Below are 16,547 nucleotides of genomic sequence, written 5' to 3' on the forward strand. Positions count from 1 at the left end.
CTGCGCTATCGGGGGCAAGCCCCCTCCCACATGTTTATCGGCGGCGCATCAGGTAGTAGGCTGCGGGAATGACGAACAGCGAGAGCAACGGCGCGGTGAGCATCCCGCCAATCATCGGCGCAGCAATCCGGCTCATCACCTCACTGCCGGTGCCGCTGCCCAGCAAAATCGGCAGTAGCCCGGCGATGATCACCGCCACCGTCATCGCCTTGGGCCGAACCCGCATGACTGCGCCTTCGGTGATGGCCGCCAATAGATTGCCATCGTTGCGCTCGGCCCAGGCGTTCTTCAGGTACAGCAGCATGATCACGCCGAACTCCGCCGACACCCCCGCCAGCGCGATAAAGCCCACGCCCGTGGCCACCGACAGGTTGAAGCCCAGCCAGTAAAGCAGCCACACGCCGCCGGTCAACGCGAACGGCAAGGTCGCCAGGATCAGCAACGCCTCCCCCACCCGGCGAAAGGTCAGGTACAGCAGTACAAAGATGATCAGCAAGGTGGCCGGCACCACCAGCTTCAGGCGCTGATTGGCGCGTTCGAGGAACTCGAACTGCCCCGAATAACTGAGGCTCATGCCCGGTTGCAGTTGCACCTGCTGGTTGATCGCCGCACGCAGGTCCCTGACCACCGAGGCCAGGTCACGATCACGCACGTCGATATAGACCCAGCCGGAAGGCCGCGCGTTTTCGCTCTTGAGCATCGGCGGACCATCATTGACCTTGATCCTGGCGACCGTGCCCAAAGTGATCTGGCTGCCCTGCGGCGTGTACACCGGCAGGTTGCGTAGCGCCTCCACCGAGTCGCGCCATTCTTTCGGGTAACGCAGGCTGATAGGGAAACGCGCCAGGCCTTCCACGGTTTCGCCAATGGTTTCACCGCCCACCGCGCCCGACACGATGGACTGCACATCGCTGATGTTCAGCCCGTATTGCGCGGCGGCGGCACGATCGATGTCGACGTCGATATAGCGCCCGCCGGTCAGGCGTTCGGCCAACGCCGAACTCACGCCCGGCACGGTCTTGGCGACTTTCTCCACGGCCTGGGTCACCGCATCGATCTGCATCAGGCGGGTGCCTGCGACCTTTACGCCAATCGGACTCTTGACCCCGGTGGCCAGCATGTCGATGCGGTTGCGGATCGGCGGAATCCAGATATTGGTCAGGCCCGGCACCTGCACCACGCGGTCCAGCTCCTTGACCAGTTTGTCCGGGGTCATGCCGGGGCGCCATTGATCCTTGGGCTTGAACGCGATGGTGGTCTCGAACATCTCCAGCGGCGCCGGGTCGGTGGCGGTTTCGGCACGACCGGCCTTGCCAAATACGTGAGCGACTTCGGGCACGGTCTTGATCAGGCGGTCGGTGCGTTGCAGCAATTCGCCCGCCGTCTGTGTCGACAAGCCCGGCAGCGCCGAAGGCATGTACAGCAAGTCGCCCTCATCCAGCGGCGGCAGGAATTCCCCGCCCAGTTTCGACACCGGCCACAGCGCGCTCGCCACCATCAGCAGCGCCACCAGCAAGGTCATGCGCGGCCAGCGCAGCACCGCCTCCAGCGCCGGCTGGTAGAGCTTGATCAGGCTGCGATTGAGCGGGTTGCGTTGCTCGTCGGGTATGCGCCCGCGAATCCAGTAGCCCATCAGCACCGGGACCAGGGTCACCGACAACCCGGCGGCGGCCGCCATGGCGTAGGTCTTGGTGTAGGCCAGCGGCCCGAACAGACGGCCTTCCTGGGCCTGCAAGGTGAACACCGGAATAAACGACAGCGTAATGATCAGCAGGCAGAAAAACAGCGCCGGGCCCACCTCGACCGCAGCGTCCGTCATCACCTTCCAGTGCTCATCGCCCTTGAGTTCCCGGCCGGGATGGGCGTGGTGCCAGGCTTCGATTTTCTTGTGGGCGTTTTCGATCATCACCACCGCCGCATCGACCATCGCGCCAATGGCGATCGCAATGCCGCCCAGGGACATGATGTTGGCGTTGATGCCCTGGAAACGCATGACGATAAACGCGATCAATACGCCCACCGGCAACGAGATGATCGCCACCAGGGACGAACGCAGGTGCCACAGGAAAATCCCGCACACCAGCGCCACCACCAGGAACTCTTCCAGCAGTTTATGGCTGAGGTTATCCACGGCACGGTCGATCAGCTTGCTGCGGTCGTAGGTGGTGACGATTTCCACACCGGGCGGCAGGCTGCTTTTCAACTGTTCCAGTTTGGTCTTGACCGCCGCGATGGCTTCCCGCGCATTCTTGCCGCTGCGCAGGATTACCACGCCGCCGACCGCTTCGCTCTCACCGTCCAGCTCACTGATGCCCCGGCGCAGGTCCGGGCCCAGCTGGATGTTCGCCACGTCGCCGAGGGTGACCGGCACATTGTTGGTGTTCAGGCGCAGCGGGATGGCACGGAAGTCGGAGAGATTCTTCAGGTAGCCGGAGGCGCGCACCACATACTCGGACTCGCCCAGGTTCAATACCGAGCCGCCGGCTTCCTGGTTGGCCTGGTCAATCGCTGCTTTCACCTGTACCTGGGTGATGCCGCGACTGGCCAGGGCCAGCGGATCGAGCTGCACCTGGTATTGCTTGACCTGGCCGCCGATGGTAGCGACCTCCGCCACGTTTGGCAGGGTCTTGAGTTCGAACTTGAGGAACCAGTCCTGCAACGCGCGCAATTGCGCCAGGTCGTGCTGGCCGGTGCGGTCCACCAAGGCGTACTGGTAGATCCAGCCCACGCCGGTGGCGTCCGGCCCCAATGACGGTTTGGCTGATGCGGGCAGCCGCGCCTGCAACTGGCTGAGGTATTCCAGCACCCGCGAGCGCGCCCAGTACAGGTCGGTGCCTTCGTCGAACAACACGTACACGTAGCTGTCGCCGAAGAACGAAAAACCGCGCACGGTCTTGGCCCCCGGCACCGAGAGCATGGTGGTGGTCATCGGGTACGTGACCTGGTTCTCGACGATCTGCGGCGCCTGGCCCGGGTACGGGGTGCGGATGATCACCTGCACATCCGAGAGATCTGGCAAAGCGTCGACGGGTGTGTTCTGCACCGACCAGACACCCCACGCGGTGATGAACAAGGTGGCGAGCAGCACCAGAAAACGATTGGCCACCGACCAGCGAATCAACAGGGCGATCATGGCTGGGCTCCCGGCTGCATGTTCATCGCTGCTTCGGCCGCGGTGGCCGTAACGCCCTTGAGACTGGCCTCGGAGTCGAGCAGGAACTGCCCGGAGGCGACCACCTGCTGACCTTCCTGCAGGCCGCTGAGGATCACCGTGTGGTCCTGGTTTTCTACCCCGGTTTCAACCTCGACCGGACGATAGTGCCCGCCCTCCTCGGCCAGCATCACCAGCACGCGCTTGCCGGTGCGGATCAACGCTTCGCTGGGCACCTGCAACAGCGCTTGCCCGCCGGTCTGCGCCAGACTGACCTGGGCGGTCATGCCAGGGCGCAGGGCGCCGTCGGGGTTGGGCAGCTCGACCCGCACTTGCACAGTGCGGCTGTCCATGGCGGTGGCAGGCAAGATCGCGCTGACCGTGCCGTCGAGCGTCTTGCCCGGTAAACCGACAAAGTGGCTCTGCACCCGTTGCCCCACGTTCAACATTGCGCTTTGGGCTTCAGGCACGGCGACCTGCAACCACACCTGATCCAGGCCGTTGAACCGCGCCAGGGTCTGCCCCGGCGTCACCGTCATGCCTTCGCGCACCTCAAGGGTTTGCAGTGCGCCGCTGATCGGGCTGGTCACGGTCAGGACCGACTGCACCTGGCCGCTGCGCTCCATCTGCGCAATCAACCCCGCCGGCATCCCGCTCAGACGCAGGCGTTGGCGGGCAGCGTCGATCAAGCCGCGCTCGCCGCTGCGCCGCAGGGCCAGGAACTCTTCCTGGGCGGCCGCCCACTCGGGTATCAGCAGGTCCACCAATGGCGCGCCAGCCTTGAGCACATCCCCCGGTGCCCGTGCGTAGACCCGCTCGACAAACCCCGCCGCCCGCGCCTGCACCACCGCCACATCACGCTCGTTGAAGGCCAGAATGCCCGACAGCTCCAGGCGGGACGTCAGCACGCCGCGGCTCACGCTCGCCAGGCGCACGCCGATGTTCTGCGCCAGGCCTGGGTCAATCTGCACCGCCGGCGTAGCGCGGCACCAACTGCATGTCCATGAACGGCGACTTGCCGGGCTTATCGAACTGTTGTTGCGGGAACATCGGGTCGTACCAGTACAGCGCCCGCCTGTCGGCCTTGGCGGGCATGGATGAGGCGCCGGGCTGCCACTGCGCCAGCCCGTAGCCCGCTCCCAGGCCCAGCAGCAATACAGCGGCCACGATTGAATTATTCATTGGCGGGTTCCCCATAGGCGAAATACAGCTGCGCACCGACCAGGGCGCGTTGCTCGATGGCATCGATCTGTTTGAAACGGGCTTCGATCAGTTCACGGCGCGCGTTGACCAGCGTCATCAAGTCGCCTTTGCCGGCGCGATAGCCGGCCAGGCTCAAGCTGACTTTTTCCTCGGCCAGCGGCACCAGGCTGTCCTGACTGCGCTGCACCGCACGGTCCAGACGCTGGTAGTCGGCCAGGTCGTCATCGAGCATCTGGATATGCTCACGGGTAGCGGCTTCGCTCTCGGCGTCGAGTTGGTCCAACTCGGCCTGCTTGGCGGCGATGCCGGGGTTTTGTCGACGGCCGGGGAAGATCGGCAAGTCAAAGGTGAACTGCACGTTGACCATGTCACCGAACTCACGGCTGCGGTGCCCGTAATCGACCTCCCAACTCCAGTCCGAGGTCTTTTGCGCCTTGGCCTCCTGCAACCGCGCCTGCGCTTCACGGGTGCGCGGCACGTAGGCTTGCAGTGCCGGATGCTGATGCAGGTTGTGGTTCAGGCTATGGGGGTCGAAGGTCCAGTCGGGCAGTTGCCCGCTGGGGGCTTCGTTGGCGGCCGGGCCGATCCAGCGCTTGAGCGCGGCGCGGGCCTGGGTACGTTGCTGGGTCAACTCATCTTCGCGCCCGGCCAGCTCCGCGGCTTCCTGCCGGGGGATGACCGCGTCGGCGGCCTGGCCACGGCCGCCGGCCAACTGCGCACGCACGGTGTCTTGCAACAGGCGGTTCTGTTGGTAGAAGTCCTTGAACAGGGCTTGCTTGCGCGCGACCGCATACGCACGAATCCACGCCTGGGCCGTGGCCTGGCGCACGTTGAGGCGCTCGATGCGCCCTTCGGCGGCCGCCCGCTCGACGGTTGCATCGGCCAGCTCGACCCGGGCCTTGCGTTTGTCGCGGCTAGGCACCTGTTGCTGGATGCCGATCATCTGTTGCGTCATCTCGTCGCCATACAACGTGCCGCGATTGGGCCCGCCAATGGGAAAGTCCTGCAGGCCGACCACCAGCTTCGGGTCAGGCAATTCGCCCGCCGGGATCGCCGCCTGGGTGGCGGCCTGCAACTTGGCCGACTCGGCCAGCAGCGACGGTGCATTGTTTTGCGCCAGGCGCAGGGCGTCGTCCAGGGTCAGCGCGTTCGCCAACGCCGGCCACGCCAGCACGCCCACCACCAGGGCGCGCATGTAGGAGGCATTCATGTTGAAAATTCCTGTTCCGTTGCGCTGTGCACCGCGTCAGGCGGCCCACAGCAAAACCATCCCGGTCAGGGGATGCGTCTTGAGGTGCAACAGGAATCAGGCCCGGGGTGGGCGCCAGACGCCGGACGGCGTGCGGTCGGGGATAAAATCGGAAGCGGTGCCGACGAGCAGCGGATGGGCCGGGCTCAAGGGAGCCTTGAGCAGCGGCAGGGAGAATTGCAGCACGCCACCGGTCTTGCATTCCTGACCGGGTTTACAGGCCTTGCCATGATCCGCGCCGTCCTGGCAGCAGTCAGGCGACATGTCGCTCATCATCGGCATGTCCGACATCTTCATCGGGCACGGCTCGGTGCTTGACGGCACCCCCGCCATCCCGGTCAGGGGAAGCGTGAGGCTCAACAACAGGACGAGGACTAAACGCAGAAGGCGGCTCATGGGGCGAGAGTCTAGCCAAGCGCGGGTTAAGCCACCATTAAACAAATGTGGGAGCGGAATTGCTCACGAACGGGGCGTGTCAGTCAACGCAGCAGTTGTTGACACACCCCGTTCGCGAGCAAGCCCGCTCCCACCAGGGATCGAGCCAGGCTCGGGATCAGTGCATGAAGATCGCAATCAGGATGATCACTGGGATAGGCACGCCGAGGAACCAGAGCAGTAATGAGCGCATGTTGTTCTCCTTGAATTGATTAACGAACGAAGTGTTCGGTTTCGACATACACCACGGCATCGCGGCGGCGACCGCCGAAGGTAGCGGCGAGGCTGGCGAAGAACGCACCGATCAACAGCGCGACAAAGGTCCACAGCGAGGTGTACGCAGCGACTTTGGCGGCGGTTTCGGCGGCTTGCTTGGCTTTGAGCTTGGCGTCTTCCACCGCTTTACGGGCATCGCCGTAGACTTTGTCGATACGCGCTTCGGCATCCGCCTGGCTGAGGTTGGTGCGCTGGCTGATCAGCTGTGCCAGGTAGGCACGGTCTTCTGGCGCAAGCTGACCGTCGTTGCTGAGGGTGCGGGTGAAGATGCGCGCTACCACACCGTGGGCGGCGTCATCGCTGACGGCGACCGGGCGATCATCACGGAACAGGCTGTCGACGTAGTAGTCGAAATCGCCACCGTTGACGCCTTTGGCGGCACTGCCGGCGGCTTGGGTGATACCACTGGCTGCACCGGCTGCAACGCTGGCGCCGGCTTTCACACCACCGCTGACCACACTGCCGACCGAACCGACTACCAGCACCGCCGTGATCAACGTGGCAACAGCCCAGGCCAGGAAGCCATGGGCGGTGTCGCGGAAGTACACCTCATCACCGTGCATATTGGCCCACTTCACACGCAACCGACCGGCGATGTAGCCACCCAGGCCGGATGCGACGATCTGGGTAAAGGCCAGCCAGACAATCGTGGAAATGCCCAGCCCTTTTGCGCTGATACCGCTGTCAGCCCACGGCGACACCGCCGAAAAGCCCAGGCCGAAGCCCAGCAGCACCAGGATCAGCGACAACGCAGCGGCGGCGGCGGCCCCGGCAAAAATCGCCCCCCAGGAAACCCCGGAGAGCGCGCTCGACTCTTGCAGCGTGGATGAGGATGTGATCATTGTTGTTTTGCTCCAAGGCAGAAAAATAGTGTTACAAGTCTCAAAACAGACAGTGCAGGCACCATGCCAGTCGGCGCAAAAAATAAATCCCTTACATTTCAGATAGTTAAGTAAATTGAACTAACCTGATCCATGCAACTTGCAAGAAATGGCGGTTTGAAGCGGGCGTTATGCACTCCCCGGCCCGGCGATGAAATCTGTGTCAGTTTTGCCAACATGAAGTTTTATTTAGGAAGCATTCAGCCATTTCTTGGCAAAATGCCCCCACTTCTGCAGGAGCCGGCTTACCGGCGATTGCGGTCTTCCAGTGTAAAGGTAATCCCATGACCCGAATTTTGACCATCGAGGATGACGCCGTAACGGCCCGCGAGATTGTCGCCGAGCTGAGTAGCCATGGACTGGATGTAGATTGGGTAGACAACGGCCGCGAAGGCCTGGTCCGCGCCGTGAGCGGCGATTACGACCTGATCACCCTCGACCGCATGCTGCCGGAACTCGATGGCCTGGCCATCGTCACCACCCTGCGCACCATCGGCGTCTCCACGCCGATCCTGATGATCAGCGCCCTCTCCGATGTGGACGAACGTGTGCGTGGCCTGCGTGCCGGCGGTGATGACTACCTCACCAAACCGTTCGCCTCGGATGAAATGGCGGCGCGCGTCGAAGTGCTGCTGCGGCGCAAAAGCACGGTCCAGGAATTCGAAACCGCCCTGCGCGTGGCCGATCTGGAACTGAACCTGATCAGCCGCGAAGCCAGCCGCGCCGATCAACCCCTGAGCCTGCTGCCCACCGAATACAAGCTACTGGAATTCCTGATGCGCAACACCGGGCAGATCCTGTCGCGAATGATGATCTTCGAGGAAGTCTGGGGCTATCACTTCGACCCGGGTACCAACCTTATCGACGTGCACATCGGCCGTCTGCGCAAAAAGATCGACCCACCGGGCCTCCCGCCGCTGATCCGCACGGTGCGAGGCTCCGGTTATGTCATTGCTGAACCCCTCTAAGGGCTGGCGCTCTTCCAGCAGCCGTTTGCTGGCGCTGTACAGCTCGCTGTTCGTGGCCTGGAGCTGCATCCTCATGGGGGTGCTGTATTACGAGGTGTCCGGTTACCTGGGCGACCTGTCGCGCCACTCCCTGATGCAACGCCAGCACCTGTTCCAGCGCTTCGACGGCGAAGAACTGGTGGAAGCCCTGACCACCAGCATGACCTTCGACATGAAGGGTGTGGATGCCTACGGCCTGTTCGATGAGCAATTCCGCCCCTTGAGCGGGCCGATCCGCGCGGTGCCGCCGGACCTGCCCCTGGACGGCAAGATCCACGCCCTGGTCAATTGTGTCGAGTCCGACGACCCCAAGTTGCCCAAGGACAGCTGCGATGCCGTGGCCACCCACACCGAAGACGGCCGCTGGCTGGTGCTGGTGCGGGCCAACGGCTCACTGTTCGGTGTGACCCGCATCATCTGGCACGCCCTGCTCTGGGCACTGTCCCTGACAATTATTCCGGGCGCCGCCGGCTGGCACCTGTTGCGCCGCCGCCCGTTGCGGCGAATCCGTGGGATCCAGGCCAGTGCCGAAGCCATCGTCGCCGGCGACCTGACTCACCGCCTGCCACTGTCCAACCGACGTGACGAACTGGACATGCTCGCGGCCATCGTCAACGCCATGCTCGACCGTATCGAGAAGCTGATGAACGAGGTCAAGGGCGTGTGCGACAACATCGCCCATGACCTGCGCACCCCGCTGACGCGCCTGCGTGCGCAGCTGTATCGCATCAAACAGGAGGCCGAAGCAGAGTCTGGCTACGCGGTGAAACTGGACGACGCGATTGCCGAGACCGACACCCTGATGGCGCGTTTTCGCGGGCTGTTGCGTATCTCCGAGCTGGAAGACCATCAGCGTCGCTCAGGTTTCCTGGTCATGGACCCGTTGCCGCTACTGCGCGAATTGCACGACTTCTACCTGCCCCTGGCCGAGGAAGGCGAGCTGCAACTGAAGCTCGAAACCCCGGAGTCCCTGCCGTGGATCACCGGCGACCGCGCCCTGTTGTTCGAAGCCCTGGCCAACCTGCTGAGCAACTCGATCAAGTTCTCCCCACCGGGCGGCACGGTGATCCTGCGCGGGGTCAATGATGCGGGCAGCACGCGCATCGAAGTGCACGACTCCGGGCCGGGCATACCGGCGGCGGAGCGGGATGCGGTATTCCAGCGTTTCTATCGGGTGGATGAAAGCGACCAGCAAGGCGGGTTCGGCTTGGGCCTGTCGATTGTGGCGGCGATCATCAACTTGCATGGGTTCAAGTTGGACGTGGGTACGAGCGAACAAGGCGGCGCCCGGTTAGTCCTGGAGTGCCGCCAGCAACTGATGCCCGAGGCCTGAGACCACTGGTGTCCCAATATGGGAGGGGACTTGCCCTTCCCACATTGGACTGGATCAGGCCAGGAAGTTGGCGCGCAGGGCCTCAAGGCCACCGCTGTAGACACCGGCAAACAATTCCTCCACCGCCGCATCCGTAGTCCCCGCCACCGGCGTGAACACACCTGACCAGGTCACTTTCGCTGACGCCTCGCCCAGCGCCTCGACCTGCAACGTCGCCAGGTACGCACTCACCGGAAACGGCGACTGCTCGATGGTATAGCTGTAGGTACGCCCGACGTTATCAAAGCGCTGCAAACGCTCGACGACCACTGCGCCATCCGCCGTTTGCAGGTGACGCACACGGCCGCCATCGCCCGCCTCGCTTTTGACAATAAACGGCAACCAGTCCGGCAGGCCGTCGAAGCCGCCGACCAATTGCCAGACCTGATCGGCCGACACCGGGATTTCAATCACAGAAGACGCTGTTGCCACGATAAATACTCCAGAAAATGAAAAACAACTCAGATCGCCATGCTGTCGACCACACCACCGTCGACGCGCAATGCAGCCCCTGTGGTCGCAGAAGAAAGCGGTGAAGCAATGTACGCCACCAGGTTGGCGACTTCATCCACATTCGCCGCCCGCTGGATGATCGACGTCGGCCGCGCATTGCGCACAAACACATCCGCCTCATCCCGCGCACTGCGCCCGGATTTTTGTGTGGCTTCCTTGAGCATCTGCTCCAGGCCGTCGGTAAAGGTCGGGCCGGGCAGCACGGCGTTCACCGTCACTCCCGTGCCCGCCAGGCGCTTGGCCAGGCCATGGGACACCGCCAGGTTGGCGCTTTTGGTCACGCCGTAATTGATCATGTCCGCCGGTGTCGCCACGCCAGACTCCGACGACACGAAGATCACCCGACCCCAGCCCTGCCCGACCATGCCCGGCACATAATGCCGCGCCAAGCGCACGCCGGAGATCACATTGACCTCATAGAAACGTGTCCATTCGCTGTCCGGGGCCTCGAAAAAATCCACATCGTTGAAGATGCCCAGGTTGTTGACCAGGATGTCGGCACACGGTTCGGCGGCAAACAGTTTCTCTGCGCCCTCTGCGGTGCCAAGGTCAGCCACCAGCCCACGCAGGTCTGCGCCCGGGACAGCCTGACGGATGCTCGCCAGTGCATCGTCGACCTTGCCGGCTTCACGTCCGATCACCACCACCGTGGCGCCAGAGGCTGCAAGCGCCTGGCTGATTCCCAGGCCTATGCCGGCGGTACTGCCGCTGACAATCGCTACTTTACCGCTCACATCAATTTTCATCGGTTGAACTCCTGAATTTAAAGCGGCAGGGGCGCACGGTCCGAAACCAGTCGGGCCTCGCGCAGGGCCTGCCAGAAGGCTGCCGGGATCTGTTCAGACAACGCCGCGACGTCTTCGGCAATCCGCCCCGGACGACTGGCACCTGGAATCACTGCGGCCACCGCCGGATGGGCCAGGGAGAATTGCAGCGCGGCGGCTTTCACGCTCACGCCGAACCCCTGGGCAATCGCCTTGATCTGCTCGACGTTGTGGATAATCGCCGGGCTCGCTGGCTGATACTCGAAGTGCGCGCCACCGGCGAGGACGCCGGAGCTGTAGGGGCCACCGACGACGATCTCGACGCTCTGTGCCAGGGCCGCATCCATCAGGCGTTGCAGGGCGCGGTCGTGGTCCAGCAGCGTGTAGCGGCCGGCCAGCAAAAAGCCGTCGGGCTGGGCTTCGGTAAGGTCCAGGGTCAGTTCGCACGGCTCGACGCGGTTCACGCCCAGGCCCCAGGCCTTGATCACACCCTCTTCGCGCAGACGGGTCAGCACTTTGAAGGCACCGGTGCGGGCCTGGTTGAAATACTCCAGCCACTGGTCGCCGTAGAAGTCCTGGGCGATGTCATGGATCCACACGATGTCCAGCCGATCGGTTTTCAAGCGAGTCAGGCTGTCTTCAATCGAACGCAGTGTGGCATCGGCGCTGTAGTCGTTGAGCATCTTGTTCGGGCGACCGTGTTCGAACACACCGCTTTTTTCGCCGAGGTCGCGAACACGTCGGCCGCGCCGCCGAACGCCTGCACATCTCCCAATCGCCGCTGAGCCGGCAGATCGCCCAGCTCGAAGAACGCCTGGGCCTGACCCTGTTCGAACGCAGCCAGCAACGCATCCGCCTGACCCGTGACGGCCAGACGTTCCTGGCAGAAACCAAGGCGCTGCTGACCCACGCCAACCGCCTGGAATCACTGGGCAAGCGCCTGGGCCGCGGTGAAGAAGGTGGCCTGTGCATCGGCTATATCGAAAACGCCATGCATGCCGGTGTGCTGCCCAACGCGCTGCGGGTACTGCGCGACGACCGGCCGAACGTGCACATCAAGCTGTATAACCTGCCGTCCCTCGAACAACTCGAAGGCCTGCGCCAACGCAGCCTGGATATCGCCCTGGTTGGCGAACCGCCGGCTGCGGATGATCCGGACCTGATCGCACTGCAAGTGTTGGACGAGCCGATGCTGCTGGCGTTGCCCGAGCACCATCCCCTCGCACACCTGAGTGAACTGTTGCCCGAACACCTGGCCGACCAGGAGTGGATCGGCGTGCAGCGCAAACCCGGCGCCAACCCCGCCGACGACTTCGTCGCCGCCTGCATCCGCGCCGGCTTCACCCCGCAGATCCCAATGGAAGCCGGTGAACCCTTTACCGCGTTGGGTTTGGTGGCTTCAGGGCTGGGCGTGGCGATGGTACAAAAAGGCCTGAGTCGCAATGCACCACCCGGTGTGGTGTTGCGGGAGTTGCCGTGGCTGAGCTACACCACGCCGCTGTGGGCGGCGTGGCATCGGGTCAATTTGCGGCCGTTGGTGGAGACGTTCAGGAAGGTGTTGACCGAGGCTTAAGCAACTCGTCCTGTACCTGTCAGAAGTGACAGTTGTGCGTCCATCGAACCGGGCGTTTACTGGTGATCAGGGACTGTGGGGTTCACCCCCAGAGGGTCATTCTGTCAGCCAGGGAGGGCCGGATTATGCAACGTTTGTTGAGACAACTGATTGCACCGATGGTGTTGAGTGTGGGTGTGTTGCTTTGCGGGTATGGATTGAGTGCCAGTGCGGCGACCTACGTGCCTTCAGCTTTTCCGGCCGGGCCGCAATGTGAGACGGTTTGGGTAAACGACAGTGAACAAACTGTCGGAAAATGCAATTCGGCCACCCCCAGTGCCAATGCCATCCCATGGTACTCGTCGACACTGGCAGGTCCCCAGCAAGCCCTGGCGCCGTTGTCCTCACGGAAACCTTGTGAGGTAAGCGCTATTTCCAACAATGGTGGTTGGGTGGTAGGCAATTGTGCCAATGCCAATAATCTGTTTTTCGCCGTGTTGTGGAATGCAGCGACACCAGGTATCACGCCGATCACCCTGGCTCCGCTACCGGCCAGGTGGTTGTTGCTGATTCAAGTGCGCCCTGCCGATACGCAAACAGCACCCACTGCACAGAACCGCAATGGAGCCGTCCTAGCGGTGAGCCTGAGTGCGGATATTGACGCAACTGTGGTGGTTTATAGCGCAGGCAGCACTACTCCCCAACGCGTATCAGACTGGGGCGACAACTGTTATGGCGTCGACTTGACGGAAACCTTGACCAATGGTTGGCCGCGCATTCTCTTGAATTGCCCAGGACCAAGTGGCAAGCCTGTTCTCACCCTGGCCACTTGGAGTACAGGCAGCAATCAGTACGTGTTAACACCGGCGTCGCTACCAGCGGGTGCACTTGACTGCGAGGGGGTCGACATGAATGACCAGGGTCAATTCGTTGGCACCTGCACGTTTCCAGGAACCGCCGCCGACACCCAACAAACCGCATTCTGGAGTACCGCAAGCAGCACGCCTTTACTGTTGACGATGCCCTTGAACGCGCAAAACCACGCGGTGGCAATCAACAACCTTGGGCATGTATTGGCCTATGGCAATGACCCTACGGGATTTCAGAGACCTCTTTACTGGAACGACCCCACAAATTCCTTCAGCGTGCAGTCCATTCCCCCGCTACCTGGTAGCGATGTGGTTCAAGTGGCTGCCTTTGCCGATAACGACACCGTCGCCCTGAATTGCGTGAACAGCAGCGAATACCCAACCGGCTGCTATTGGACTCCATTGCTGGGAACAGTCCCCATATCGCCCATTTCAGGCGGGCTGGCGAGCTACTTGAACGCTATTTCACCCGCAGGCACCTATGTAGTCGGGTCGGCGACCGGCGCCACCTTCAACTTCACTGCGGTGGGGGCCAAGTTGCCATGAAGCCAAGAAAAAGCGTTATTCAGGTCCTATGGACAACATTCAGGCTCAATACCCGTGAGCTGTGCCTTGCGGCATCGATCTGCTTTGGAGTCAGCGTGGTTACGGGTGTGACTGCAGCACCACTCTATAGCCCGGAAAAAAATAGATTTTTTTTGAATAATAGGTACGTCCATAAGGGCGCTATCAGAGACAGTGATGTAATAGCTGAAAATCTGACGGCACTGCCGCGATTTCTGGGTTCTTTTACTAAATTGCCAGGGAACTCGCTATACACTAACAAACAACATCCATAAGTCCGGCGAATCCAATGAAAAATGCCCCCTCAATTCCAGGAGAACTGCTCCCGCAACCGAAACCACATCATCCCCAACGCCAACAACGGTGACCGCAATGCCTTCCCCCCCGGAAAGGTCATATGCGGCACTTGGCTGAAAATATCCAGGCCCGTGCTGTGTCCGCCATGAATACCTTCGGCCAGCAGCCTCGCACACCAGTGCGTCACGTTCAACCCATGCCCGGAATAGCCCTGGGCATAAAACACATTAGGGTACTGCTTCAACCGCCCCACCTGCGGAAAGCGGTTGGCGGTAATACCGATCTTGCCGCCCCACTGAAACTCAATGGTGGTCTGGGCCAGTTGCGGGAACACCTTGAGCATTTTCGGCTGCATATAAGCGGCGATGTCCACCGGATCGCGGCCGGAGTAATGACAGGCGCCGCCGAATAACAGGCGGCGGTCAGCGGACAATCGGTAGTAATCCAGGCCGACTTTCTGGTCGCACAGCGCCAGGTTCTGCGGGATCAACTGGTTGGCCACATCTTCCGACAACGGCTCGGTGGCGATGATGTAGCTGCCCGCCGGGAGCACCTTGCCGCTCAGGCGCGGTTCCAGTTCCTCCAGATGGGCATTGCAGGCCAGCACCAGGTGGTCGGCGCGTACCGTGCCGCCTGAGCAGCGCACTTGCACCGTGTCGCCGTGGATCAGTTCAAGCACCTCAGTGTGCTCGAAGATCCGCACTCCAAGAGACTCGGCCAACTGCGCTTCACCCAGCACCAGATTCAACGGGTGAAGGTGCCCGGAGCCCATGTCCACCAGGCCGCCGGCATACACCGACGAGCCCACCACTTGCTGCATATCCTGCGGACCCACCAGGCGGGTTTCGTGGGCATACCCGAGCGCTGCCAGGTGCGCCTGCTCGCCCTTGAACGCGGCGAACTGCGCGGGCGTGTTCGCCAATTCACAAAAGCCCCAGCGCAGGTCGCAGTCAATGCCGTGTTCGCGAATGCGCTCACCCACCAGCGCCACCGACTCGATACCGGCACGCTCCAGGTAACGCACGCCCTCCTCGCCCACGTACTTGGCAAACCCCGACACGTCATGGCCGATGCCGCGAATCAGTTGCCCGCCGTTGCGCCCGCTGGCGCCCCAGCCGATGCGCCGGGCTTCCAGCAGGATCACCGAGAGCCCGCGTTGCGCCAGCTCGATGGCGGTGTTGACGCCGGTGAAGCCGCCGCCGATCACGCACACATCGGCGGTCAGGTCGCCGCCCAGTGCGGGGCGCTCGGGCATGGCGTTGGCCGTAGCCCGGTAGTAAGACCGGGCGTGGTCGGTTGACTGCATCATTTGTTGGTCTTCACTTTGCTCCAGGCGCGGGTCATCAGGCGCATGGTCGCCGGGGTCGGCGTGGTCGAAATGTAGAGTTTGTCGAGCACCGCCTGCGGCGGGTACACCTCGGGGTTGTTCACCAGTTCCGGGGCCATGAACGCCTTGGCCGCCGGGTTGGCGTTGGCATAGCCCACCGAGGCGCTGACCTTGGCGATCACCTCAGGATCGAGCAGGTAATTGATAAACGCATGAGCTTCCTTGGGGTTGCTCGCATCGGCGGGAATCGCCAGCAGGTCGAACCACAGGTTGGAACCTTCCTTGGGAATCGAATAGGCGATGTTCACGCCGTTCTTGGCCTCCCTGGCGCGGTTGGCGGCCTGGAACACGTCGCCGGAATACCCGAACGCCACGCAGATATCACCGTTGGCCAGGTCCGAGATGTACTTGGAGGAATGGAAGTAGGTGATGTACGGCCGCAGCGTCAGCAGCTTGGCCTCGGCCTGCTTGTAGTCCTGCGGGTTCTCGCTGCGCGGGTCCTTGCCCATGTAGTTGAGGATCGCCGGGAACAGCTCATCTGCCGAATCGAGGAAGGCCACGCCGCACTGGTTGAGCTTCTTGATGTTCTCCGGTTCGAACAGCACCGCCCATGAATCGATGTGGTCGATGCCCAGCACCTGCTTGACCTTGTCGACGTTGTAGCCGATGCCATTGGTGCCCCACAGGTACGGCACCGAATGCGCGTTACCCGGATCGTTTTTCTCCAGCAGCGCGAGCAGCTTGGGGTCGAGGTTCCTGAAGTTGGGCAATTGCGCACGATCCAACGTGAGGAACGCGCCGGCCTTGACCTGGCGCGCCAGGAAGTGATTCGACGGCACCACCACGTCATAACCGGTGCGGCCGGCGAGCAACTTGCCTTCCAGGGTTTCGTTGGAGTCGAACACATCGTAGATCGGCTTGATCCCGGTCTTGGCCTGGAAGTCGGCCAGGGTGGTCTCGCCGATATAGTCGGTCCAGTTATAAATACTGACTGTCGGCGCCGCCTGGCCGCCAGCGCTGAACGCGGCCATCAGGGCCAGCGGGAGAAGCTGTTTCACTAGACGCATATCGACACCCCTTTATTGGT

The 16,547-nt window shown here is 62.4% G+C and carries 11 protein-coding genes and 3 pseudogenes; 4 read left to right on the plus strand and 10 right to left on the minus strand.

The features are described 5' to 3' along the window. Positions 1–34 precede the first annotated feature (34 nt). The 5 genes and pseudogenes from BM026_RS12000 to BM026_RS12020 form a co-directional block, all read right to left on the minus strand. On the minus strand, positions 35–3,133 hold the full coding sequence (locus BM026_RS12000) for an efflux RND transporter permease subunit (protein ID WP_093528651.1): 3,099 nt from the start codon (positions 3,131–3,133) through the stop codon (positions 35–37). Next, positions 3,130–4,333 (minus strand): annotated as a pseudogene (locus BM026_RS12005) (efflux RND transporter periplasmic adaptor subunit). The gene BM026_RS12000 and the pseudogene BM026_RS12005 overlap by 4 nt, the downstream one beginning before the upstream one ends. Further along, a complete protein-coding gene (locus BM026_RS12010; RefSeq protein WP_093528654.1) occupies positions 4,326–5,564 on the minus strand; it encodes a TolC family protein in 1,239 nt (412 codons plus the stop codon). Before BM026_RS12010 ends, BM026_RS12005 begins: the two are co-directional and overlap by 8 nt. 96 nt (positions 5,565–5,660) lie before the next feature. Next, positions 5,661–5,999 (minus strand): hypothetical protein, encoded by a 339-nt coding sequence (locus BM026_RS12015; protein WP_093126946.1) that lies wholly within the window; start codon positions 5,997–5,999, stop codon positions 5,661–5,663. A gap of 251 nt (positions 6,000–6,250) precedes the next feature. Further along, complete coding sequence (locus BM026_RS12020; RefSeq protein WP_071490068.1) at positions 6,251–7,156, minus strand: hypothetical protein; 906 nt, start codon at positions 7,154–7,156, stop codon at positions 6,251–6,253. Between the two features lie 323 nt (positions 7,157–7,479). On the opposite strand from BM026_RS12020, the gene BM026_RS12025 reads away from it, so the two are divergent. Together BM026_RS12025 and BM026_RS12030 are read left to right on the plus strand one after the other, a co-directional pair. Further along, positions 7,480–8,163 (plus strand): response regulator transcription factor, encoded by a 684-nt coding sequence (locus tag BM026_RS12025; protein ID WP_071490069.1) that lies wholly within the window; start codon positions 7,480–7,482, stop codon positions 8,161–8,163. Next, complete coding sequence (locus BM026_RS12030) at positions 8,141–9,535, plus strand: sensor histidine kinase (RefSeq protein ID WP_071490070.1); 1,395 nt, start codon at positions 8,141–8,143, stop codon at positions 9,533–9,535. Before BM026_RS12025 ends, BM026_RS12030 begins: the two co-directional genes overlap by 23 nt. 54 nt (positions 9,536–9,589) lie before the next feature. On the opposite strand, the gene BM026_RS12035 is transcribed toward BM026_RS12030, so the two are convergent. The 3 genes and pseudogenes from BM026_RS12035 to BM026_RS12045 all read right to left on the minus strand — a co-directional run. Further along, positions 9,590–10,006, minus strand: a complete 417-nt coding sequence (locus tag BM026_RS12035) for an SRPBCC family protein (protein WP_093528657.1) — start codon at positions 10,004–10,006, stop codon at positions 9,590–9,592. 29 nt (positions 10,007–10,035) lie between these two features. Then, positions 10,036–10,833 carry an SDR family NAD(P)-dependent oxidoreductase gene (locus BM026_RS12040; protein ID WP_093126935.1) on the minus strand — a complete coding sequence of 266 codons (798 nt, stop codon included), beginning with the start codon at positions 10,831–10,833 and terminating at the stop codon, positions 10,036–10,038. A 17-nt stretch (positions 10,834–10,850) separates the two neighbouring features. Continuing rightward, positions 10,851–11,588: pseudogene (locus BM026_RS12045) on the minus strand (aldo/keto reductase); the annotation flags it as partial. Between BM026_RS12045 and BM026_RS12050 the strand changes: the two are divergent. Together BM026_RS12050 and BM026_RS12055 are read left to right on the plus strand one after the other, a co-directional pair. Then, a pseudogene (locus BM026_RS12050) lies at positions 11,585–12,424 on the plus strand (LysR family transcriptional regulator); the annotation flags it as partial. The pseudogenes BM026_RS12045 and BM026_RS12050 overlap by 4 nt on opposite strands. 125 nt (positions 12,425–12,549) lie before the next feature. After that, entirely contained in the window at positions 12,550–13,818 is a 1,269-nt protein-coding gene (locus BM026_RS12055; protein ID WP_092245599.1) for a hypothetical protein, read from the plus strand. Positions 13,819–14,140: 322 nt separating this feature from the next. On the opposite strand, the gene BM026_RS12060 is transcribed toward BM026_RS12055, so the two are convergent. Further along, on the minus strand, positions 14,141–15,442 hold the full coding sequence (locus tag BM026_RS12060) for an NAD(P)/FAD-dependent oxidoreductase (protein WP_093513628.1): 1,302 nt from the start codon (positions 15,440–15,442) through the stop codon (positions 14,141–14,143). Then, the gene (locus BM026_RS12065; protein WP_092245605.1) at positions 15,439–16,527 is read right to left on the minus strand and encodes a polyamine ABC transporter substrate-binding protein; all 1,089 of its coding nucleotides are present in this window, start codon (positions 16,525–16,527) and stop codon (positions 15,439–15,441) included. Before BM026_RS12065 ends, BM026_RS12060 begins: the two co-directional genes overlap by 4 nt. Positions 16,528–16,547: the final 20 nt, after the last annotated feature.

Source organism: Pseudomonas sp. NFPP24 (assembly GCF_900112095.1).
Classification (GTDB): Bacteria; Pseudomonadota; Gammaproteobacteria; order Pseudomonadales; family Pseudomonadaceae; genus Aquipseudomonas; species Aquipseudomonas extremorientalis.